Genomic DNA, 21,024 nt, shown 5'->3' with positions numbered 1-21,024 from the left:
GGTTTCCCTACTTTATTTTGGTTCACTTCAATCATAGTCCAAGCCTTTCATTTCATATATTTGTAGGGAAAGAGGTGGAATGAATATGCTTACGATAACTGATTTCCAAATTAAAGATGTTGTTAATGTTGCTGATGGAAAAAAATTAGGGAACATTACGGATTTAGATATAAATTTAGTAACAGGTAAAATCGATGCGATCATTATTCAAACTGGTTCAAAAATGATGGGGTTTTTCGGAAAAAATGATGAGGTTGTAGTCCCATGGAGTAATATCGTAAAAATTGGTACCGATGTTATTCTTGTTCGCTATTTTCGGACCAATTATCATGACGATGATGAAATTGAAGCTGAAGTAAAAGCACCAAAAACTTTCTATTAGTGGATATTTCTCTTAATTTATATTGATGTTGTGGTAAAATATGAATGAAATAAAATTATTTATGAGAAAGGGGCTCTTCGTGATAAAGGAACCATTTAAACTTCAGGAATCGGTAATGTTTATTGAACGATGGAACTCTCTAAATCGAAAAATTGTAGCAGGCTTTTCTACACGTAATGGTGGATTTAGCAAAAAGCCTTTTGATTCCATGAATCTCGGTTTACATGTCAATGATACGCGGGAAGATGTTATTCGGAACAGAGAGAAGCTTTCCGAAATGATTGGGGCCCCTTTACATACATGGATTTGCGCAGAACAAATTCATGGTGATAAAATTGCTAAAGTTTCTAAAGAAGATAAGGGGAAAGGTTCAACACAAATGGAAACAGCGATAAAGGGTGTTGATGGGTTATATACTAGAGATCAAAACACCTTTCTATTTTCTGCCTATGCTGATTGTGTTCCATTGTATTTTTTTGCTATATCCGCTGAAGATATAATAGGAGTAGCCCATGCCGGTTGGCGTGGAACGGCAGCCAATATAGGTGGTAAAATGATAGAGAAGTGGATTAGTGATGAAAATATCGCTGTAGAGGATATAGTTGTCGGTATCGGTCCTTCCATTGGGAAATGCTGTTATGTTGTCGATGATTATGTAATGGAACAAATGGATAAAAACCTAGAGGGAGCGTTAACAAATAAAATATATGAAAAAGTGTCAGATGGACAATACCGTCTTGATTTAAAAGCAGCTAATTATGAAATGATTAGAAAATCAGGCATCCTATCTGAACATATTGAAATATCCAACTACTGTACTAGCTGTTCTTCGGATTTGTTTTTCTCACACCGGAAGAGTCAAGGTAAAACAGGAAGAATGCTAAGCTTTATTGGTATGAAGGACGGAGGTTCAGGTTTTGTCAGTTAAAGAGAATTTACAACTAATTCAAGAAAATATCGCTGAAGTTTGCAGAAAAACAAACCGTGACCCAAGTGAAATCAAAATTATTGCCGTAACAAAATATGTATCAACCGAAACTGCACAAAGTGCAATTGCTGCAGGAATCGAGCATATCGGTGAAAACCGTGATAACGGCTTAAATCAAAAGTGGGAGATCATTGGTGAACATGCCGTATGGCATTTTATTGGGACACTGCAAACGAGAAAGGTGAAAAATATTATCGATAAAGTCGATTATATTCATTCATTAGACCGCTTAAGCTTGGCTGAAGAAATTAATAAACGAGCTAAAAATATCATTAAATGCTTTGTTCAAGTTAATGCCGCTAATGAGGAATCTAAACAAGGATTATCAGTAGATGAGGTTGTTCCATTTATTGAAAACCTGAAGGATTTCCCCCTTATTAAGGTTGTAGGTCTTATGACAATGGCCCCTTTTATAGAGGATGAAGGAGTTCTTCGGGAAACGTTCTCTAAAGTTAAGAAGCTGCAAAAAGATGTACAAGCTTTAAACCTTCCCTACGCACCGTGTGAAGAGTTATCAATGGGAATGTCCAACGATTATAAAATAGCGATTGAAGAAGGAGCGACGATGATAAGAATCGGCACCTCTTTAGTCGGAAAGGAATTTTAGGGGGTGTAATGAGTAATGAGCATAAAGTCGAAATTTCGAACCTTTTTCGCCCTTGATGATGAAGAAGAATATATCGAAGAGCAACCTCTAATGGAAGAGGAGTATGAAGTCCCAAAACGTGTAACAAGGTCATCAAAGCAAAATGTTGTCAGTCTACAAAGCATTCAGCAATCATCAAAGGTTATTTTATGCGAGCCCCGCATCTATGATGAGGTTCAAGAGATTGCCGACCATTTAAAGAATCGTAAGACTGTAGTTATTAATTTACAAAGAGTAACAACCGACCAAGGAATGCGAATAGTCGACTTTTTGAGCGGTACCGTTTATGCTATAGGTGGAGATATTAATAAACTAGGTGCAAATACGTTTATTTGTACACCGGAAAATGTTGATATAACAGGCTCTATTTCTGATATGGCAGAGGAAATGGGGTCAATAGAGGACAGGTGGTGATGAAGTGGGAGTAATCGGAAGTATAATTTCACAACTGATTGGAATATATAGCTGGGCAATCATAATTTATATCTTTATGTCATGGTTTCCTGGAGCAAGAGAATCATCAATAGGACAATTTCTAGGAAGAATTGTAGAACCATTTTTGGAACCGTTTCGACGAATTATTCCTCCTTTGGGGATGATTGATATTTCTCCAATTGTTGCTATTTTTGTGTTGAGATTTGCACAAGCTGGAGCAGTAAACTTGTTTCACTTTTTGGGGCTATAATTCATAGGGCAGGGGTCTTTTATAAAGATCCCTGTTTTTAAATACAAAAAACATAATAAAGGTGAAAAAAATGTCAATTTATCAGCATTTTAGAAAGGAAGAACATGCTTTTATTGATCAAATCATCGAATGGCGGGAACAGGTTGCCAATGAGTATACATACAAGCTCCTCGATTTTTATGACCCTCGGGAGATCGACATTGTTCAAAGGATCATAGGCTCAAAAGAAGAGGTAAAATGTGCTTTTTGGGGTGGATATGACCAGGCAGAACGGAAACGGGCAATCCTTTATCCGGAATATTACGAAGTTCAGAACGAAGATTTTGATATTGTTGTATTTTCAATAAATTTCCCTTCTAAGTTTGTTACACTTGACCATCGAAAAGTTCTTGGTTCAACAATGGGGTTGGGGTTAAAAAGGTCAAAATTCGGTGATATCATAATTGATAAAGATGCAGCGCAAATCATCGTAGCGAGCCAAGTTGCAGAATATGTAAGGCTTCATTTTAAGCAAGTTGGAAAAACAAATGTCACACTTGAACAAATTGAATGTGAGAATATAATTTCTATGAATGAAGAATGGCATGAGCATACGTGTACGGTATCCTCAATGCGTCTTGATGTTATTTTGGCAGAAGTGTTTAATCTATCAAGAACAAAAGTATTGCCATATATTCAAAATCAAATGGTAAAAGTGAATTGGAAGGTTACGGATGACCCCTCTTTTCTTTGTCATCAAGGCGACACATTATCGATGCGGACGTTTGGCCGATGCAAGGTAAAAAGGATTGAAGGGCAAACAAAGAAAGAAAAATGGCGTATTGTTGTGGCAAAGGCGAAATAATAATTGAAAATGTTGCAGGAATTAGAGTGAATGTGTCGAAAAATATATAAATCATAACTTTGGATTTTTGACTAAATGTTGGAGGTGTCACCTATGCCATTAACACCATTAGATATTCATAATAAGGAATTTAGCCGTGGTTTTCGTGGGTATGATGAGGATGAAGTTAATGAATTTTTAGATCAAGTTATTAAAGATTACGAGATCATCATTCGTGAGAAAAAAGATCTTGAAGAAAAAGTGAAAGATTTAACGGAAAGATTAGCTTATTTTTCTAATATTGAAGAAACTTTAAATAAATCGATAATAGTAGCGCAGGAAGCTGCTGAAGAAGTTAGAAGAAACGCGCAAACAGAATCAAAATTGATCATCAAGGAAGCAGAGAAAAATGCTGACAGGATTATAAACGAGGCATTAAGTAAATCCCGCAGAATTGCGATTGAAATCGATGAACTGAAAAAACAATCGAAAGTATTCCGCAATCGTTTCCGCATGTTAATCAAAGCCCAATTAGAAATGATTGAAAGCGATGACTGGGAGCATTTAATGCAATATAATGAAGAAGAGCCGGAAGAATTAACGGAATCTTAAAGAAAACTTGACGGAAGCAAAATGTTTGAATATAATTTGTTTATTCTATTTTTTAAACGATGACAGGGACAGTAGTCTTTACAGATCACCGCCAGCGAATCGAGGATAGTGCAAGCTCGATGGAAGAAGTAAAGAGGAAGATCACCCTTGAGTTCTTAAGCTGAAATGAGGTTAGCCAGTAAGCTTGGGCGTTTTATTCACGTTACGAATAGTAAAGCGAGCTTAATTATACAAGTATATGGAATATTATACTTTTATTTGCTAATTTGGGTGGTACCGCGGGAATACCTTCTCGTCCCTTTCTTGGGATTGAGAAGGTTTTTTTATTGTAAAAAAATAGCTTATGCATTAAAAATAGGAGGATTTTATAATGGAATATAAAGATACATTGCTTATGCCGAAAACAGAGTTTCCGATGAGAGGTAATTTACCAAAACGTGAACCTGAAATCCAAGCAAAATGGGAAGAACAAAATATCTATAAAATGGTCCAAAAAAGAACGGAAGGACGCCCATTGTTTGTCCTGCACGATGGACCTCCCTATGCAAATGGTGATATTCATATGGGTCATGCCCTTAATAAAATTCTTAAGGATATGATCGTTCGCTTTAAATCAATGAGCGGCTATCATGCTCCGTATGTACCAGGCTGGGATACACATGGTTTGCCGATCGAAACAGCGTTGACTAAAAACAAAAAAGTAGATCGCAAAAAAATGAGTGTCGCTGAATTCAGGAAACTTTGTGAAGAATATGCTTATGAGCAGGTCGACTGCCAACGCGAACAATTTAAACGACTTGGTGTTAGAGGGGATTGGGAAAATCCTTATATCACTTTAACAAAGGGTTATGAAGCGCAACAAATTAAAGTTTTCGGGGAGATGGCAAAAAAGGGTTATATTTATAAAGGGTTAAAGCCAGTTTATTGGTCACCATCATCCGAATCAGCTTTAGCTGAAGCAGAAATCGAATATCAAGATAAGCGTTCTGCTTCGATTTATGTTGCTTTTCAAGTAAAAGATGGCAATGGTGTCCTAGCAGGGGATGAAAAAATCATCATCTGGACAACAACACCTTGGACTATTCCGGCGAACCTCGGTATTTGTGTACATCCTGAGTTGGAATACAGCGTAGTTGAAGTGGATGGCGAAAAATATGTTCTAGCATCTGCATTGTTGGAATCAGTTTCAAAAACAATTGAATGGGAAAATGTAAAGGTTGTTAAAACTGTAAAAGGTGCAGAGCTTGAAAATGTAGTAGCCCGTCATCCGTTCTATGAGCGTGATTCATTAGTCATGCTTGGAGAGCATGTCACGACAGATGCAGGTACAGGTTGTGTACACACTGCTCCTGGACATGGTGAAGATGACTTCTTAGTTGGTAAAAAGTATGGATTAGATGTATTAAATCCTGTTGATGATAAAGGATATTTTACAAGTCAAGCACCTGGCTTTGAAGGCTTATTCTATGATGATGCGAATAAGGTTGTATCAGAGAAATTACAGGAAGTTGGCGCATTATTAAAGCTTACTTTTATTACACACTCCTATCCGCATGACTGGAGAACGAAGAAACCGGTTATTTTCCGGGCGACAGCACAATGGTTTGCATCGATTAAGGATTTCAGAGAACAATTGCTGCAGGCTATTAAAGAAGTGAAATGGGTTCCTGCTTGGGGTGAAACTAGATTATTCAATATGATTAAAGACCGTGAAGATTGGTGTATTTCCCGTCAACGTGCCTGGGGTGTTCCGATCCCAGTATTTTACGGTGAAGATGGTGAACCGATCATTACGGATGAAACAATTGCACATGTCTCTAATTTATTCAGAGAACATGGTTCAAACGTATGGTTTGAAAGAGAAGCAAAGGATTTATTACCGGAAGGGTTCACATCACCACATAGTCCAAATGGCAAGTTTACTAAAGAAACGGATATTATGGATGTTTGGTTTGATTCCGGTTCTTCCCACCAAGCGGTGTTAGTAGAACGGGAAGAATTGCAGCGTCCGGCCGACTTGTATTTAGAAGGTTCTGACCAATATCGCGGCTGGTTTAATTCATCTTTATCAACTGGTGTTGCTGTAACTGGAAAAGCTCCATATAAAGGCATTTTAAGCCATGGCTTTGCATTAGATGGTGAAGGTCGGAAAATGAGTAAATCTCTAGGAAATACTATCATTCCTAATAAAGTCATGGATCAATTAGGTGCCGATATTTTACGCCTATGGGTTGCCTCTGTTGATTATCAGGCTGATGTTCGCGTATCCGACGCGATCTTAAAGCAGGTGGCTGAAGTATATCGGAAAATTAGAAATACGTTCAGATTCTTACTTGGAAACTTAAGTGATTTTGATCCTGCTGTTGATAAGGTTTCCCTAAATGACCTGCGCGAAGTTGATGTTTATATTTTAGTGAAACTGAACAAGGTCATTGATAAAGTTCTGACATCATATGAAAACTATGATTTTGCCGGAATTTATCATGCCGTAAATAATTTCTGTACGATTGAATTGAGCTCTTTTTACTTGGATGTGGCAAAGGATGTTATTTACATCGAGGCTGCAAATAGTAAAAACCGTCGTTCAATCCAGACAGTTCTTTACGAAACATTGCTTGCTTTAACTAAATTAGTAACCCCAATCCTGCCGCATACTGCAGAAGAAGTATGGGAGTACATTCCAGGTGTTACAGAAGAAAGCGTTCAGCTTGTAGATATGCCTCAAGTGACAGAAATTGTGAACGCAGCAGCTATTGAAGAAAAATGGGATACCTTTATGGAAATTCGTGATGATGTTTTAAAAGCTCTAGAAAATGCTCGTAATGAAAAAGTAATCGGCAAGTCATTAACAGCAAGCATCACATTATATCCAAATGCTAAATATAAGGAGCTTCTACAAAATATTGAAGATTTACAAAAACTATTCATTGTCTCACATTTAGAAATGGCTGGAGATCAAGGCAATGCTCCAAGTGAGGCACAAAGCTTTGATACTTTGTCAATCGTCGTTAAACCGGCTGAGGGCGAGACTTGTGAACGCTGCTGGGTTGTTACACCAACAGTAGGAGCAGTAGCTGAACATCCAACATTATGTAAAGACTGTGGAACAACCGTTCAAGAGCATTATGTGAAATAAATAGAAAAGCGGAAGGCGCACATTTGCAGTGCGCCTTTTCAATGTCTAGCTCCAGCACCCTGCGACTAGTAGATTTCGCTAAATGGGTGCTATCGCTTTTCGCTTGTAAATGTTGCCTGTCTAAATATATTCGTTCTGGCAACAATAAGCTTACAATTTAATCACATAACTCAAAGTTTCCAAGGAGGCAGCTTGATTATGAACGATCTTTATGCACAAGTTAAAGCAGAGCTTGAATTAACTAGAACGGAACTGGAAGAAGGATTAAATCGAACTTCGTATTATGATCGGGAAAAGTTAAACCAAGTAGATCACCATATTCAAGCCGAACTACAGGATGTGAAACGAACATTGCTCAAAATGGATCTAGGACTATATGGGGTTTGCGAGGAAACCGGTGAAAGGATACCAACAGAACTGTTAAAGGTTGTTCCAACAGTTAGAACACTTCGTGAAGCAGAGGCAATGACACAATTTCCATATCTAGTTGAACAGCCTCTATATTGTTAATTTGCCAGCGACTATGCTACAATTTTACAGAAATAAATTTTTGGCATAGGAAGATCGGAGGAGCATTGGTGATTTATTATTTTATCGCAATTATTGTTATTTTAATTGATCAATGGTCGAAATGGCTCGTTGTTAAAAAGATGGAACTTGGGGAAAGCATCACAATCATTGATCAATTCTTTTATTTAACCTCACATCGCAACCGGGGAGCTGCATGGGGGATTTTACAAGGTCAAATGTGGTTTTTCTATATCATAACTATTATTGTCATTATTGCCGTTATTTATTACATCCGGAAATTGGCGAAAAAGGATCCGTTAATGGGCTGGTCATTAGGTCTTATCCTTGGGGGGGCGATCGGGAATTTTATTGATCGCCTTATTAGAAAAGAAGTAGTCGACTTTTTTGATTTCTATTTGAATTTTTATTTCTTCAAATATAATTATCCAATATTCAATGTTGCGGATGCAGCACTTGTCGCTGGGGTAATCCTCATATTAATACATACTTTGCTGGAAGCTAAAAAGGAGAAAAAGGTAAATGGAGAAGTTTGAAGCAACAATAACAAGTGCTAACGAAAATGAGCGAATTGATAAAGTGTTATCTACCTTCAATGAAGAATGGTCACGAAGTCAAGTTCAACAATGGATTAATGATGGACTTGTAACTGTTAATGGAAAAGATATTAAAGGAAATTATAAATGCAAGCTGGATGATTATATCGAACTTCAAATCCCAGAACCGGAGATTTTAGATGTTTTACCTGAAGAGATGAATCTCGATATCTATTATGAAGATTCTGATGTCCTAGTCGTTAATAAACCAAAAGGGATGGTTGTGCATCCAGCTCCAGGCCACTTATCCGGCACCCTCGTGAATGGACTGATGGCGCATTGTAAAGATTTATCGGGAATAAATGGGGTTCTAAGACCGGGTATTGTTCATAGAATTGATAAAGATACATCAGGATTACTAATGGTAGCCAAAAATGATATGGCCCATGAATCATTAGTAGACCAGCTAGTTAATAAAACTGTCTTAAGAAAATATAAAGCCTTGGTTCATGGAAATATTTCACACGACAATGGCACAATTGATGCGCCGATTGGCCGGGACAAAAATGATCGCCAAAGCATGACGGTGACCGATGAAAATAGTAAAACAGCTGTAACCCATTTTCGGGTGCTAGAAAGATTTAAAGATTATACCTTTGTTGAATGTCAGCTTGAAACCGGCCGTACTCACCAAATAAGAGTTCATATGAAGTATATTGGCTATCCTTTAGTTGGTGATCCAAAATATGGCCCGAAAAAAACAATGGATCTTGGTGGGCAAGCACTTCATGCAGGTATATTAGGATTTATTCATCCGCGCACAAAAGAGTTTTTGCAATTTGAAGCACCACTGCCAGGAGAATTTGAAGAATTACTAAATAAACTTCGAAAAAGCTAATTGACAAAATTCGATATTAGTGGGATAATTTTTTTAGAAAATAAATAGGTCCTTTAACTACAGTCCCGTGAGGCTGAGAAGGAAATCGTGATATGAATACTAGGGGAAGACTGTCCTCTTATCTTCGTGTACAAAAAACGATCCTCTCGCCAATCGGTGAGAGGATTTTTGCTTTGTCTATAAAATTGACATTTTGGAAAATTAAAAATAAAGAGGTGGAGGCAACATGAAGGAAAAAGCGATTGTCCTTGATGAACAAGCCATTCGTAGGGCATTAACACGAATAGCGCACGAAATTATTGAACGTAACAAAGGAATTGAAAACTGCCTTCTAGTTGGTATTAAAACTCGAGGAATTTATTTAGCAAATCGCCTCGCAGAAAGAATAAAACAAATTGAGGGAAATCCGATACCGGTTGGGGAAGTAGATATAACCCTTTATCGCGACGATTTAACGACGAAGACTTCGAATAATGAGCCAATGATCCATGGGTCTAGTATACCAGTGGACATTAAAGAACAAACGGTAATCCTAGTTGATGATGTGTTATATACAGGTCGAACGGTTCGGGCCGCAATGGACGCCATAATGGATATCGGCCGGCCATCCCAAATTCAATTGGCTGTTTTGGTTGACAGAGGACACCGGGAACTGCCCATTCGAGCAGATTTCGTTGGAAAAAATATTCCGACATCCAGTTCAGAGGTCATTGTTGTTGAGTTGAATGAAGTAGATCCAATTGATCAAGTAAGCATTCATGAGAAAGAATAAGCTACAGATTAAGAGAATAGGGGAAGAGAATAATGACAAGACAAGACATCGTATTAGACGTACATGAAAGACCAAAAGTCCCGCAATGGATTTCTCTTAGTATTCAACATTTGTTCGCCATGTTTGGAGCAACGATCTTAGTACCTTTCCTAGTTGGATTGAGTCCATCGGTTGCCCTAATTTCAAGTGGGTTGTCCACACTTGGATACTTAGTTATTACAAAAGGTCAAATACCAGCATACTTAGGCTCTTCCTTTGCCTTTATCGCGCCTGTTATCGCAGCTAAGGCCAGTGGTGGCCCTGGTACGGCCATGCTAGTTGGGTTTATGGCAGGGATGATCTACGGAATAGTGGCCTTACTAATAAAACAGTTCGGAGTTAAATGGCTTTTAAATATCTTGCCACCGATTGTTGTCGGACCTGTTATTATGGTTATCGGCCTTGGGCTTGCAGGAAACGCGGTTAATATGGCAATGAGAATCGACCCTAATGATGCGGCTACCTACAGTTCTTTGCACTTTTCTGTTGCATTAGTCACACTATTCTTAACAATAATAGCAACGATGTTTTTTAAAGGATTCTTTGGGGTTATTCCTGTATTATTCGGAATCGTTTGTGGTTACACCTATGCAGCTATCGTTGGAATTGTTGATTTTTCAGGGGTGACCGCAGCAAAATGGTTTGAAGCACCTGAACTGTTAATTCCCTTTGTAACATACTCTCCAGAATTAAAATGGAGTGTTGCGATTGCGATGCTTCCGGTTGTCATTGTTACATTTTCCGAAAACATCGGACACCAGATGGTTCTTAGCAAAGTTATTAATCGAAATCTACTTGTTAAACCAGGCTTACATAGGGCGATTGCAGGTGATGGATTTGCGTTAACATTAGCTTCCCTCATCGGTGGTCCTCCGAATACGACGTATGGAGAAAATATCGGGGTTTTAGCGATTACGAGAGTATTTAGCGTGTTTGTAATTGGCGGTGCAGCAGTATTCGCAATTATATTTGGGTTTATTGGCAAGTTTAGCGCATTGATTAGTTCAATCCCAACCAATGTAATGGGTGGGGTATCTATACTATTGTTTGGGATTATCGCCTCATCTGGGTTAAGGATGTTGATCGATAATAAAGTGGATTTCAGTAAAAATAGAAATTTAATTATTGCCTCTGTAATATTAGTAATTGGTATTGGCGGGGCCTTTATTCAAGTAACTGAACAAGTTCAAATTTCCGGTATGGCATTAGCAGCCATTATTGGTGCAATACTGAACTTTGTCTTGCCTGGCAGAGAAAAGAATGTTGATGAAAATGCATTGTTAAGTGAAGACAACAACTAAGATTAAACACACTTTAAATGTGGTCCAGAGAGGCTTATAAGGGTGTTCCAAGTGCACCCTTGTATATACAAATACAGATGGGTGTTTTTTTAAACCTAATTTGTTCATTAATCGAATGGGGGCAAATGAAATGAATCATTTATTAACAATGTCAGGCCTAACTTTGAATGAGATTGAGAATATTCTTCATGAAGCAGAGCAGTTTTCCGAGGGGAATAGTTGGAAGGTCGATCATCAAATGTTTGTCGCTAATATGTTTTTTGAACATAGTACACGGACAAGGAATAGCTTTGAGGTAGCAGAAAAGAAGCTGGGATTAGAGGTCTTAAATTTTTACGCGGAAAGCTCTAGTGTTCAAAAAGGTGAAACTTTATATGATACGGTACGAACATTGGAATCCATTGGTATTAATGGGGTTGTCATTCGCCACCATGAAAATAATTTCTACCAAGAGCTTGTAGGAAAAATAAACATTCCGATTATCAATGCCGGTGCAGGTACAGGAGAGCATCCAACTCAATGCCTACTTGACTTATTAACGATTAAGCAGGAATTTCAAACATTTAAAGATTTAAATGTTGCGATTGTCGGTGATATTAGCCATAGCCGCGTTGCCCATTCAAATTATGATGCTTTAACAAGACTAGGTGCCAATGTAGTGTTTTCAGGCCCAAATGAATGGCAGGATAATACAGGTAAGTTTATTTCAATGGATGAAGCTGTGCGCGAAGCAGATGTGTTGATGCTGCTCCGGATTCAGCACGAACGACACGCGGGGCAAATGGGGAATTCGAAAGAAGAATACCATCAAGCCTATGGTTTAACGATTGAGAGAGAAAAGACTATGAAAAAGCACAGTATTATCATGCATCCCGCACCGGTGAATCGCGGAGTTGAAATTGCTGATGAATTAGTTGAATGTGATCGTTCACGAATTTTTAAGCAAATGCAAAATGGAGTTTTTGCCAGAATGGCTGTCTTAAAACGTGCATTTGAAACACAAAAGATAAATGAACTGACTGTACAACTGTAAGAAGCAGAAAATAAGGGGGTATGATCGTGTCATTACTATTAAAAAATGCTAGAACATTTAATTTTGCTGGAGATTTAGAAAAAAAAGATATCTTAATTGAAAATGGAATCATTACTCGAATAGAGGATGTTATCAAGCAAGATACAGTAGAGAATGTAAGAGATGTAGAAGGGAAAATTGTGACTCCTGGTTTTGTAGATTTGCATGTTCATCTACGTGAGCCGGGTGGTGAGAAGAAAGAAACAATTGAAACGGGTACCCTTGCTGCAGCGCGAGGTGGATATACGACTGTAGCAGCAATGCCGAATACACGCCCCGTTCCAGATACAAAAGAACAGCTCGAATGGCTGCAAAATCGTATAAAAGAAACAGCCAAAGTAAGAGTACTTCCTTATGCATCGATTACCATACGCGAGCTTGGTGAGGAGCTAACTGATTTTAAAAGCTTAAAGGATGCAGGAGCATTTGCTTTTACAGATGATGGTGTCGGAGTTCAAACAGCGGGAATGATGCTAGACGCGATGAAAAAAGCGGCAGAATTAGACATGGCAATCGTGGCTCATTGTGAAGACAATTCCTTAATCAATAAAGGTGCTGTCCATGAGGGTGAGTTTTCAAAGAAACATGGGGTCAATGGAATTCCATCTGTATGTGAATCAGTTCAAATCGCAAGGGACGTGCTTCTTGCTGAAGCAGCTGGTTGCCATTATCACGTTTGCCATATAAGTACAAAGGAGTCTGTTCGAGCTGTTAGAGATGCAAAAAGGGCAGGCATAAATGTCACAGCAGAGGTAACTCCACATCATTTACTACTTTGTGACGAAGACATTCCAGGTCTTGACACTAATTACAAAATGAACCCGCCATTACGCGGAAGAGAAGATCGTGATGCGTTAATAGAAGGTTTATTAGATGGTACGATTGACTTCATTGCAACTGACCATGCCCCTCATACAGAGGAAGAAAAAGCATGGAAGATGACTGAAGCACCATTTGGAATTGTAGGATTAGAAACAGCATTTCCATTGTTATATACACATTTTGTCCAATCTGGGAAGATGGCTTTAAAACAACTTATCGATTACTTAACGATTAAACCATGTGAGACATTTGGTTTACCGTATGGGAAAATTGAAGTTGGCAGTATTGCGGATTTAGTAGTACTAGATGTCGAAAAAGAAGAAGAAATTGATAGTTCAACGTTTTTATCAAAAGGAAGGAATACACCATTTAACGGCTGGAATTGTAAAGGCTGGAACGTACTAACAATTGCTAATGGAAAAATTGTTTGGGAGAAGGAGAGTGTTGCGGAGTGAAACGTCAGTTAATATTAGAAGATGGAACAGTATTTGTAGGTAAAGGGTTCGGAAGCATGAAAGATACAACTGGTGAGGTTGTATTTAGTACAGGGATGACAGGCTATCAAGAGGAAATTTCAGACCCATCCTTCTGTGCCCAAATCGTTACGTTAACGTATCCATTAGTTGGCAATTATGGGATTAATCGTGATGACTTCGAATCCATTTCACCTGTGATTCATGGTCTGATTGTCAAAGAAGCTTGTGACTCCCCTTCTAACTGGAGAAGCCAAGAAACGTTGGACGAATATTTAAAGAGTAAAGATATTCCTGGGTTACAAGGAATCGATACACGGAAATTAACAAGAATCATTCGTCAGCATGGTACTTTAAAAGGTGCCATCTGCGGAATGGACGTTGATGCCCAGGATATCATTGAAAAACTCAAAAAACAGCCATTACCAACAGACCAAGTGGCCCAAGTTTCAACAAAAACAGCTTATCCAAGTCCAGGCAGAGGCTATCGTGTCGTCTTGGTTGACTTCGGCATGAAGCACGGCATCTTACGTGAACTCAATAGCCGAAATTGTGATGTCATTGTAGTTCCATATAATATTACCGCAGAAGAAGTTTTACGTTTAAAGCCTGATGGCATTATGCTTTCAAACGGGCCTGGAGATCCAACGGATGTACCGGAAGCGATCGAAATGATCAAAGGTGTGTTAGGTAAAGTGCCTGTATTCGGAATTTGTTTAGGGCATCAGTTATTCGCCCTTGCCTGTGGTGCAAGTTCAAGTAAAATGAAATTCGGTCATCGCGGTGGAAACCACCCTGTTAAGAATGTCAAGACTGGTGCAGTAGATATTACTTCACAAAATCACGGCTACACCGTTGATATTGATTCAATTGCAAATACACGTCTAGAGGTTACACATGTCGCCTTAAATGACGGCACGGTTGAAGGTTTACAGCATCTAGATTATCCGGCATTTACGGTACAGTATCATCCCGAAGCATCACCTGGACCAGAGGATTCAAACCATCTTTTTGATGATTTTATAAACTTAATCGAAACTCAAAAGAAAGAAGGCGAAGCTGTATGCCAAAACGCGTAGACATCAAAAAAATATTAGTAATTGGATCAGGACCCATTGTTATTGGGCAAGCAGCAGAGTTTGATTATGCAGGCACACAAGCATGTCAAGCCCTAAAAGAGGAAGGCTATGAAGTTATTCTAGTAAACTCAAATCCAGCTACGATTATGACAGATACGGAAATCGCGGATAAAGTTTACATTGAACCACTTACGTTAGAATTTGTCAGCCGAATCATTCGCAAAGAGCGTCCGGATGCGCTTCTTCCAACTCTTGGCGGACAGACTGGTTTAAATATGGCAGTAGAATTGCACAACTCTGGAGTTTTAGAGGAGTGTGGTGTTGAAATATTAGGAACAAGATTAACAGCAATCCAAAAAGCGGAGGATCGTGACGAATTCCGTACTCTTATGAATGAGCTTAGCGAACCGATTCCTGAAAGTGCGATCATTCACACGGTAGCTGAAGCTTTAACTTTTGTTGAGGAAATTGGTTACCCTGTCATCGTCCGTCCGGCTTTTACATTAGGTGGTACAGGTGGCGGAATTTGTGCAAATGAAGAAGAATTGAAAGAAATCGTTGCAAGTGGTCTTAAATACAGCCCGGTAACACAATGTTTAATTGAAAAAAGCATCGCTGGCTTCAAGGAGATTGAGTTCGAGGTTATGCGAGATTCAAATGACCACGCCATTGTCGTATGCAGCATGGAAAACTTTGACCCAGTTGGAATCCATACCGGTGATTCCATCGTCGTGGCACCGTGCCAAACATTGAGTGACCGTGAATATCAGATGTTACGCAATGCATCATTAAAAATGATTCGTGCCCTGAAAATTGAAGGAGGATGTAACGTTCAATTGGCACTGGACCCATATAGCTATAATTACTATGTAATCGAAGTAAACCCAAGGGTGAGCCGTTCTTCTGCACTTGCATCAAAAGCGACAGGCTATCCAATTGCGAAGCTTGCTGCTAAGATTGCGGTGGGTTTAACACTTGATGAAATGATGAACCCTGTAACTGGAAGGACTTATGCTTGCTTTGAACCAACAATTGATTATATCGTTTCCAAAATTCCACGTTGGCCATTTGATAAATTTGAATCAGCTAACCGTAAGCTTGGTACGCAAATGAAGGCTACTGGTGAAGTAATGGCTATTGGCCGCAATTTTGAAGAATCATTATTAAAAGCGGTCCGTTCTTTAGAAGCAAAAGTTTATCATATTGAAATTGAAGACATGGAAGAACTTGATGCCGAAACACTTCAAAAGCGAATTGAAGTGGCAGATGATGAGCGTCTATTCGTAATTGCTGAAGGTTTGCGTCGCGGTGTCACTGTTGAACAAATCCATGAATGGAGCAAAATTGACCGCTTCTTCCTTGATAAACTAAAGGGAATCATTGATTTTGAAGGTGAATTTAAAAAAGAGCCAATGAACGCTGAGCTTTTACGTGATGCCAAAGAGAAAGGCTTCTCTGATATTGCAATCGCTAAGCTTTGGAATAAAACGGAAAGAGAAATTTATGACTTCCGTAAAGAAAATGGAATTATGCCAGTTTACAAAATGGTGGATACATGTGCAGCAGAATTTGAATCAGAGACACCATATTTTTATGGCACATATGAAGAGGAAAATGAATCAATTTTAACTGCTAAAGAAAGCGTCCTTGTACTTGGTTCTGGACCAATTCGGATCGGGCAAGGGGTAGAGTTTGATTATGCGACAGTACACTCTGTGTGGGCTATTAAAGAAGCAGGCTATGAAGCGATTATTATCAACAATAACCCGGAAACAGTATCAACAGACTTTAGTACATCAGATAAGCTTTATTTTGAACCATTAACAATTGAAGATGTCATGCATGTCATAGAAGTTGAAAAACCAATTGGGGTTATCGTTCAGTTTGGCGGACAGACTGCGATTAACTTAGCAGCTGAGCTATCAGCAAGAGGTGTGAAAATACTAGGTACTTCACTTGAAAATATGGACCGAGCAGAAGATAGAGATAAGTTTGAACAAGCTTTATCAGCGATTGGCATTCCAATGCCGAAAGGAAAAACAGCAACGTCTGTTGAACAGGCTGTCAAGGTTGCAACAGACATTGGCTATCCTGTTCTAGTACGTCCATCTTATGTACTAGGTGGCCGTGCAATGGAAATTGTCTACCATGAAGAGGAATTGCTTCATTATATGGAGAATGCGGTAAAAGTAAATCCGGAGCACCCGGTATTAATTGACCGCTATATGATTGGGAAAGAAATTGAAGTAGATGGTATTTCTGACGGCGAAAACGTGTATATTCCGGGAATTATGGAACATATCGAGCGTGCCGGGGTCCATTCAGGTGACTCGATTGCTGTCTATCCATCACAAACATTAACAGCGGAAATTAAACAGCAAATCATTGATTATACAACTAGAATTGCTCGCGGCTTAGAAATTGTCGGCTTGCTAAATATTCAGTTCGTTGTTTTTGAAAACCAAGTGTATGTCCTGGAGGTTAACCCACGCTCAAGTCGTACTGTACCTTTCTTAAGTAAGATTACTGGTGTGCCAATGGCAAACATCGCAACAAAGGTCATTTTAGGGGAATTGCTTCCAAACTTAGGTTATGAAACAGGCTATCATCCTGAAAGCAATGAAGTGTTTGTAAAAGCACCGGTATTCTCGTTTGCCAAGTTACGTAGAGTTGATATTACACTCGGCCCTGAAATGAAATCAACGGGTGAAGTTATGGGGCGTGATGTGACACTTGAAAAAGCCTTATACAAAGGGTTGGTTGCATCTGGAATTTCGATCCCAAGCTATGGCGCTGTATTATTAACAGTCGCTGATAAGGATAAAGAAGAAGCGATCGATATTGCCCGTCGTTTCCATCGAATCGGCTATCGTCTGCTTGCAACGGAAGGAACAGCAGCTCGAATTCAAGAAGAAAATATTCCGGTAACCGTCGTTAATAAAATTGGTTCAGAGGACCATAACTTACTAGATGTTATTCGCAACGGGGAAGCCCAATACGTTATTAATACATTGACTAAAGGAAAACAGCCTGCTCGTGACGGCTTTAGAATTCGTCGTGAATCCGTTGAAAATGGAGTGGCCTGCTTAACATCACTAGATACGGCAACAGCAATTCTACGGGTTTTAGAGTCAATGACGTTCTCAACAGATGAAATGCCAAAGTTTGAAAAAGCAAAGGTGGTCGTACCTCAATGAAAAAACAATGGATGAAAGTTGTTTCGCAAGCTGAAATTGCAAAAAACATATATGAGCTTGTTCTTGAAGGAGAACTTGTAGTCGAAATGCAAGAAGCTGGACAATTTGTTCATCTGAAAGTTGATGAGAGTATCGATCCATTATTAAGAAGACCGATCAGTATCTGTGATATTGACCAAGAAAATAAAAGATTCACAATGATTTACCGAGCGGAAGGAAAAGGAACAACACTGCTTTCTAAGAAAAAAGAAAATGAAGAAGTGGATGTCCTTGGCCCACTTGGTCACGGCTTTCCAATTGATGAAATTGAAGCAGGAGAAACAGCGTTACTAGTAGGAGGCGGCATTGGAGTGCCGCCGCTCTACAATCTCTCAAAACGGTTAGTAGAAAAAGGTGTAAACGTGATTCATGTATTTGGCTTTCAAGATCAATCCGTGATGTTTTATGAGGAGAAATTTAAAGAGTTAGGTCCAACTTTTATCGCAACAGTTGATGGCTCCTACGGTACACAAGGCTTTGTTACAGATGTAATTTCGCTTGAAAACATACAATTTGATTGTTTATTTGCATGTGGACCAACTCCGATGTTAAGGGCACTAGACGAGCGTTTTCATGATAAAAAAGGCTTTATTTCATTAGAAGAGCGGATGGGTTGTGGCATTGGCGCTTGCTTTGCTTGCGTATGCCATTTACAGGAAGACCCAAGTGGGGCATCCTACCGCAAAGTGTGCAGTGATGGACCGGTATTTCCAATTGGGGAGGTTTTGATATAAATGAATCGACTTAATATAAGCCTTCCGGGATTAAATTTGAAAAACCCCATTATTCCGGCATCCGGCTGCTTTGGTTTTGGACGTGAATATAGTCAGTTTTATGATCTGTCAAAACTAGGTGCGATCATGATTAAAGCAACGACAGCGGAACCAAGATATGGTAATCCGACTCCAAGGGTGGCAGAGACAAGTGCGGGAATGTTAAATGCGATCGGCTTGCAAAACCCTGGATTGGAAGCTGTTTGTGAGCGGGAATTGCCTTGGCTTGAGCAATTTGATGTTCCGATTATCGCAAACGTTGCTGGATCCCAAGTAGAGGATTACTTACAGGTTGCTGAAAAAATCTCAAAAGCACCGAATGTTCACGCGTTAGAGCTTAATATTTCCTGTCCAAACGTAAAAAGCGGTGGAATTCAGTTTGGAACGGTGCCTGAAGTGGCTTTTGAACTAACTAAACAAGTAAAAGAAGTCTCTAGTGTTCCAGTTTACGTTAAACTGTCACCGAATGTATCTGACATTGTTGAAATGGCTGTTGCTGTTGAAGAAGCAGGGGCTGATGGGATCACAATGATTAATACGCTCCTTGGAATGCGAATTGATTTGAAAACTGGCAAGCCGATTTTAGCTAATAAAACAGGTGGTTTATCAGGACCTGCGATAAAGCCTGTAGCGATTCGAATGGTTTACCAAGTAAGTCAAAAGGTGAATATTCCAATCATTGGTATGGGTGGAATTAGTACTGCTGAAGATGTTGTTGAATTTTTTATGGCAGGGGCAAGTGCTGTTGCTGTCGGAACAGCAAATTTTGTCGACCCGTTTGTGTGCTTAAACTTAATTGATGAATTACCGCCGCTTTTAGACAAGCTTGGTGTCGGACATATTTCAGAGTTAACAGGAAGGAGCTGGGATCGTGACAACAAGACCTCTTATTGTAGCTCTTGATTTTCCGAGCAAGCTGGAAGTTCATCAATTTCTTGCCGAGTTTGAAAATGAATCCCTCTATGTAAAAGTAGGGATGGAGCTCTTTTACAAAGAAGGTCCACAAATCCTCACGTTTTTAAAGGATAGCGGCCATAAGATTTTTTTGGATTTAAAGCTACATGACATTCCGAATACAGTGAAAAGTGCGATGCGCAATCTGGCCTCTCTTGATGTGGATATTGTCAATGTCCATGCTGCCGGCGGCAAGCAAATGATGGAAGCTGCATTGGAGGGCTTAGATCTAGGTACACGTGCCGGTTGTGAGCGACCAAAATGTATTGCTGTTACGCAATTAACAAGCACTTCTCAAGAAATGTTACAAGAGGAATTGTTAATCAATGAAGGGCTTGAATCGGTTGTTGTGAGTTATGCCAAAAATGCAAGTAAGAGCGGATTAGATGGCGTTGTGTGTTCAACCTGGGAAGTAGAAAAAATTCTTGAAGCGTGCGGACAAAGCTTTTTAACAGTAACACCGGGAATCAGATTGAAAAGCAACTCTGTTGATGACCAAGTACGGATTGCAACACCAGAAGAAGCACGAAACAGAGGTAGCTGGGGGATCGTTGTCGGAAGACCGATTACAAAAGCAGAAAACCCGCTTGAAGCTTATAAAATTGTACGTAATGAGTGGGAGGGTAAATAAATGAAACGAGAAATTGCCTCACAATTATTAGAAATAGGCGCTGTACATTTAAGACCAAGTGAGCCATTTACATGGTCTTCTGGCATAAAGTCACCAATTTATTGCGATAATCGCTTAACATTATCGTATCCAGGGCTTCGTAAGGAAATTGCGAAGGGCCTTGCAGGCTTAATCGAAACGGAATTTAAAGGATGCGAAGTCATAGCCGGAACTGCAACAGCTGGCATCCCACATGCTGCGTGGATAAGTGATCTATTAAATTTACCGATGTGCTATGTCCGTAGCAAACCAAAAGGTCATGGTAGAGGCAATCAGATCGAAGGTGCTGTAAAGCCGGGACAAAAAGTCGTCGTTGTTGAAGATTTAATATCAACAGGCGGAAGTGTGATTACAGCTGTAGAGGCACTACGAGAAGCAGGTTGTGAAGTGCTAGGTACGGTTGCTATTTTTACGTATGAATTGGAAAGAGGCTATAAACAGCTTGAAGAAGCGAACATTAAAGCATTTGTGTTAAGTAACTATTCTAATTTGATTGAAGTAGCGTTAGCAAAAGGCTTAGTAAGTGAAGCTGAGCTTGAAAAATTAAAAGAATGGCGTAAAAATCCAGAGGATGAAAGCTGGATGACGTTGTAAAAAGA

General features: G+C 39.3%; 21 protein-coding genes and 1 other annotated feature. All 21 genes read left to right on the top strand.

What is annotated here, in order from left to right; genetic code table 11:
* Positions 1 to 85 precede the first annotated feature (85 nt).
* The 21 genes from BAZO_RS02740 (at position 86) to pyrE (ending at position 21,019) form a co-directional block, all read left to right on the top strand.
* Positions 86 to 382 (top strand): YlmC/YmxH family sporulation protein, encoded by a 297-nt coding sequence (locus BAZO_RS02740; RefSeq protein WP_003329724.1) that lies wholly within the window; start codon positions 86 to 88, stop codon positions 380 to 382.
* 79 nt (positions 383 to 461) lie between these two features.
* Positions 462 to 1,310, top strand: coding sequence for a peptidoglycan editing factor PgeF (gene pgeF, locus BAZO_RS02735; RefSeq protein ID WP_003329723.1), 849 nt, complete (start codon positions 462 to 464; stop codon positions 1,308 to 1,310).
* Complete coding sequence (locus tag BAZO_RS02730; protein WP_003329722.1) at positions 1,300 to 1,977, top strand: YggS family pyridoxal phosphate-dependent enzyme; 678 nt, start codon at positions 1,300 to 1,302, stop codon at positions 1,975 to 1,977. The genes pgeF and BAZO_RS02730 overlap by 11 nt, the downstream gene beginning before the upstream one ends.
* A 15-nt stretch (positions 1,978 to 1,992) precedes the next feature.
* Positions 1,993 to 2,430, top strand: coding sequence for a cell division protein SepF (locus BAZO_RS02725; protein ID WP_003329721.1), 438 nt, complete (start codon positions 1,993 to 1,995; stop codon positions 2,428 to 2,430).
* A gap of 4 nt (positions 2,431 to 2,434) precedes the next feature.
* Positions 2,435 to 2,701 (top strand): YggT family protein, encoded by a 267-nt coding sequence (locus BAZO_RS02720; protein WP_003329720.1) that lies wholly within the window; start codon positions 2,435 to 2,437, stop codon positions 2,699 to 2,701.
* 70 nt (positions 2,702 to 2,771) lie between these two features.
* Positions 2,772 to 3,545: a YlmH family RNA-binding protein gene (locus tag BAZO_RS02715; RefSeq protein ID WP_003329719.1), complete on the top strand. Its 774-nt coding sequence runs from the start codon at positions 2,772 to 2,774 to the stop codon at positions 3,543 to 3,545.
* Between the two features lie 93 nt (positions 3,546 to 3,638).
* Positions 3,639 to 4,136, top strand: a complete 498-nt coding sequence (locus tag BAZO_RS02710) for a DivIVA domain-containing protein (RefSeq protein WP_003329718.1) — start codon at positions 3,639 to 3,641, stop codon at positions 4,134 to 4,136.
* A gap of 50 nt (positions 4,137 to 4,186) precedes the next feature.
* Positions 4,187 to 4,439, top strand: a binding site (T-box leader).
* 67 nt (positions 4,440 to 4,506) lie between these two features.
* Positions 4,507 to 7,272 (top strand): isoleucine--tRNA ligase, encoded by a 2,766-nt coding sequence (gene ileS, locus BAZO_RS02705; protein WP_003329716.1) that lies wholly within the window; start codon positions 4,507 to 4,509, stop codon positions 7,270 to 7,272.
* Between the two features lie 198 nt (positions 7,273 to 7,470).
* Complete coding sequence (locus tag BAZO_RS02700) at positions 7,471 to 7,782, top strand: TraR/DksA C4-type zinc finger protein (RefSeq protein WP_003329715.1); 312 nt, start codon at positions 7,471 to 7,473, stop codon at positions 7,780 to 7,782.
* Positions 7,783 to 7,835: 53 nt separating this feature from the next.
* Positions 7,836 to 8,336, top strand: a complete 501-nt coding sequence (lspA, locus tag BAZO_RS02695; RefSeq protein ID WP_275450121.1) for a signal peptidase II — start codon at positions 7,836 to 7,838, stop codon at positions 8,334 to 8,336.
* Positions 8,323 to 9,234 (top strand): RluA family pseudouridine synthase, encoded by a 912-nt coding sequence (locus BAZO_RS02690; RefSeq protein WP_003329713.1) that lies wholly within the window; start codon positions 8,323 to 8,325, stop codon positions 9,232 to 9,234. The genes lspA and BAZO_RS02690 overlap by 14 nt, the downstream gene beginning before the upstream one ends.
* Positions 9,235 to 9,460: 226 nt before the next feature.
* Complete coding sequence (gene pyrR / locus BAZO_RS02685) at positions 9,461 to 10,006, top strand: bifunctional pyr operon transcriptional regulator/uracil phosphoribosyltransferase PyrR (RefSeq protein WP_003329712.1); 546 nt, start codon at positions 9,461 to 9,463, stop codon at positions 10,004 to 10,006.
* Positions 10,007 to 10,038: 32 nt separating this feature from the next.
* A complete protein-coding gene (locus BAZO_RS02680; protein WP_003329711.1) occupies positions 10,039 to 11,346 on the top strand; it encodes a solute carrier family 23 protein in 1,308 nt (435 codons plus the stop codon).
* A gap of 130 nt (positions 11,347 to 11,476) precedes the next feature.
* Positions 11,477 to 12,379 (top strand): aspartate carbamoyltransferase catalytic subunit, encoded by a 903-nt coding sequence (locus BAZO_RS02675; RefSeq protein WP_003329709.1) that lies wholly within the window; start codon positions 11,477 to 11,479, stop codon positions 12,377 to 12,379.
* Positions 12,380 to 12,405: 26 nt separating this feature from the next.
* Entirely contained in the window at positions 12,406 to 13,695 is a 1,290-nt protein-coding gene (locus BAZO_RS02670; RefSeq protein WP_003329708.1) for a dihydroorotase, read from the top strand.
* A complete protein-coding gene (locus BAZO_RS02665) occupies positions 13,692 to 14,792 on the top strand; it encodes a carbamoyl phosphate synthase small subunit (RefSeq protein ID WP_003329707.1) in 1,101 nt (366 codons plus the stop codon). Before BAZO_RS02670 ends, BAZO_RS02665 begins: the two co-directional genes overlap by 4 nt.
* A complete protein-coding gene (carB, locus tag BAZO_RS02660) occupies positions 14,777 to 17,989 on the top strand; it encodes a carbamoyl-phosphate synthase large subunit (RefSeq protein WP_003329706.1) in 3,213 nt (1,070 codons plus the stop codon). The genes BAZO_RS02665 and carB overlap by 16 nt, the downstream gene beginning before the upstream one ends.
* Complete coding sequence (locus BAZO_RS02655; protein ID WP_003329705.1) at positions 17,986 to 18,762, top strand: dihydroorotate dehydrogenase electron transfer subunit; 777 nt, start codon at positions 17,986 to 17,988, stop codon at positions 18,760 to 18,762. Before carB ends, BAZO_RS02655 begins: the two co-directional genes overlap by 4 nt.
* On the top strand, positions 18,763 to 19,704 hold the full coding sequence (locus tag BAZO_RS02650) for a dihydroorotate dehydrogenase (RefSeq protein ID WP_003329704.1): 942 nt from the start codon (positions 18,763 to 18,765) through the stop codon (positions 19,702 to 19,704).
* On the top strand, positions 19,673 to 20,386 hold the full coding sequence (gene pyrF, locus BAZO_RS02645; RefSeq protein ID WP_003329703.1) for an orotidine-5'-phosphate decarboxylase: 714 nt from the start codon (positions 19,673 to 19,675) through the stop codon (positions 20,384 to 20,386). The genes BAZO_RS02650 and pyrF overlap by 32 nt, the downstream gene beginning before the upstream one ends.
* Positions 20,387 to 21,019, top strand: coding sequence for an orotate phosphoribosyltransferase (gene pyrE, locus BAZO_RS02640; protein ID WP_003329702.1), 633 nt, complete (start codon positions 20,387 to 20,389; stop codon positions 21,017 to 21,019).
* The last annotated feature ends 5 nt before the right edge of the window (positions 21,020 to 21,024 follow it).

This window comes from Schinkia azotoformans LMG 9581, from assembly GCF_000307855.1.
Taxonomy (GTDB): Bacteria; Bacillota; Bacilli; order Bacillales; family Bacillaceae_J; genus Schinkia; species Schinkia azotoformans.
The sequence above is the reverse complement of the archived record's forward strand: the minus strand, read 5'-3'. Positions and strand labels throughout refer to the sequence as shown.

Excerpts from the sequence above, each read along its gene's own strand:
- BAZO_RS02680 (WP_003329711.1), top strand. The coding sequence starts at position 10,039 with ATGACAAGACAAGACATCGTATTAGACGTACATGAAAGACCAAAAGTC.
- ileS (WP_003329716.1), top strand. The coding sequence starts at position 4,507 with ATGGAATATAAAGATACATTGCTTATGCCGAAAACAGAGTTTCCGATG.
- BAZO_RS02740 (WP_003329724.1), top strand. The coding sequence starts at position 86 with ATGCTTACGATAACTGATTTCCAAATTAAAGATGTTGTTAATGTTGCT.
- BAZO_RS02700 (WP_003329715.1), top strand. The coding sequence starts at position 7,471 with ATGAACGATCTTTATGCACAAGTTAAAGCAGAGCTTGAATTAACTAGA.
- BAZO_RS02725 (WP_003329721.1), top strand. The coding sequence starts at position 1,993 with ATGAGCATAAAGTCGAAATTTCGAACCTTTTTCGCCCTTGATGATGAA.
- pyrR (WP_003329712.1), top strand. The coding sequence starts at position 9,461 with ATGAAGGAAAAAGCGATTGTCCTTGATGAACAAGCCATTCGTAGGGCA.
- BAZO_RS02710 (WP_003329718.1), top strand. The coding sequence starts at position 3,639 with ATGCCATTAACACCATTAGATATTCATAATAAGGAATTTAGCCGTGGT.
- BAZO_RS02675 (WP_003329709.1), top strand. The coding sequence starts at position 11,477 with ATGAATCATTTATTAACAATGTCAGGCCTAACTTTGAATGAGATTGAG.
- BAZO_RS02715 (WP_003329719.1), top strand. The coding sequence starts at position 2,772 with ATGTCAATTTATCAGCATTTTAGAAAGGAAGAACATGCTTTTATTGAT.
- BAZO_RS02650 (WP_003329704.1), top strand. The coding sequence starts at position 18,763 with ATGAATCGACTTAATATAAGCCTTCCGGGATTAAATTTGAAAAACCCC.
- BAZO_RS02690 (WP_003329713.1), top strand. The coding sequence starts at position 8,323 with ATGGAGAAGTTTGAAGCAACAATAACAAGTGCTAACGAAAATGAGCGA.
- BAZO_RS02655 (WP_003329705.1), top strand. The coding sequence starts at position 17,986 with ATGAAAAAACAATGGATGAAAGTTGTTTCGCAAGCTGAAATTGCAAAA.
- pyrE (WP_003329702.1), top strand. The coding sequence starts at position 20,387 with ATGAAACGAGAAATTGCCTCACAATTATTAGAAATAGGCGCTGTACAT.
- carB (WP_003329706.1), top strand. The coding sequence starts at position 14,777 with ATGCCAAAACGCGTAGACATCAAAAAAATATTAGTAATTGGATCAGGA.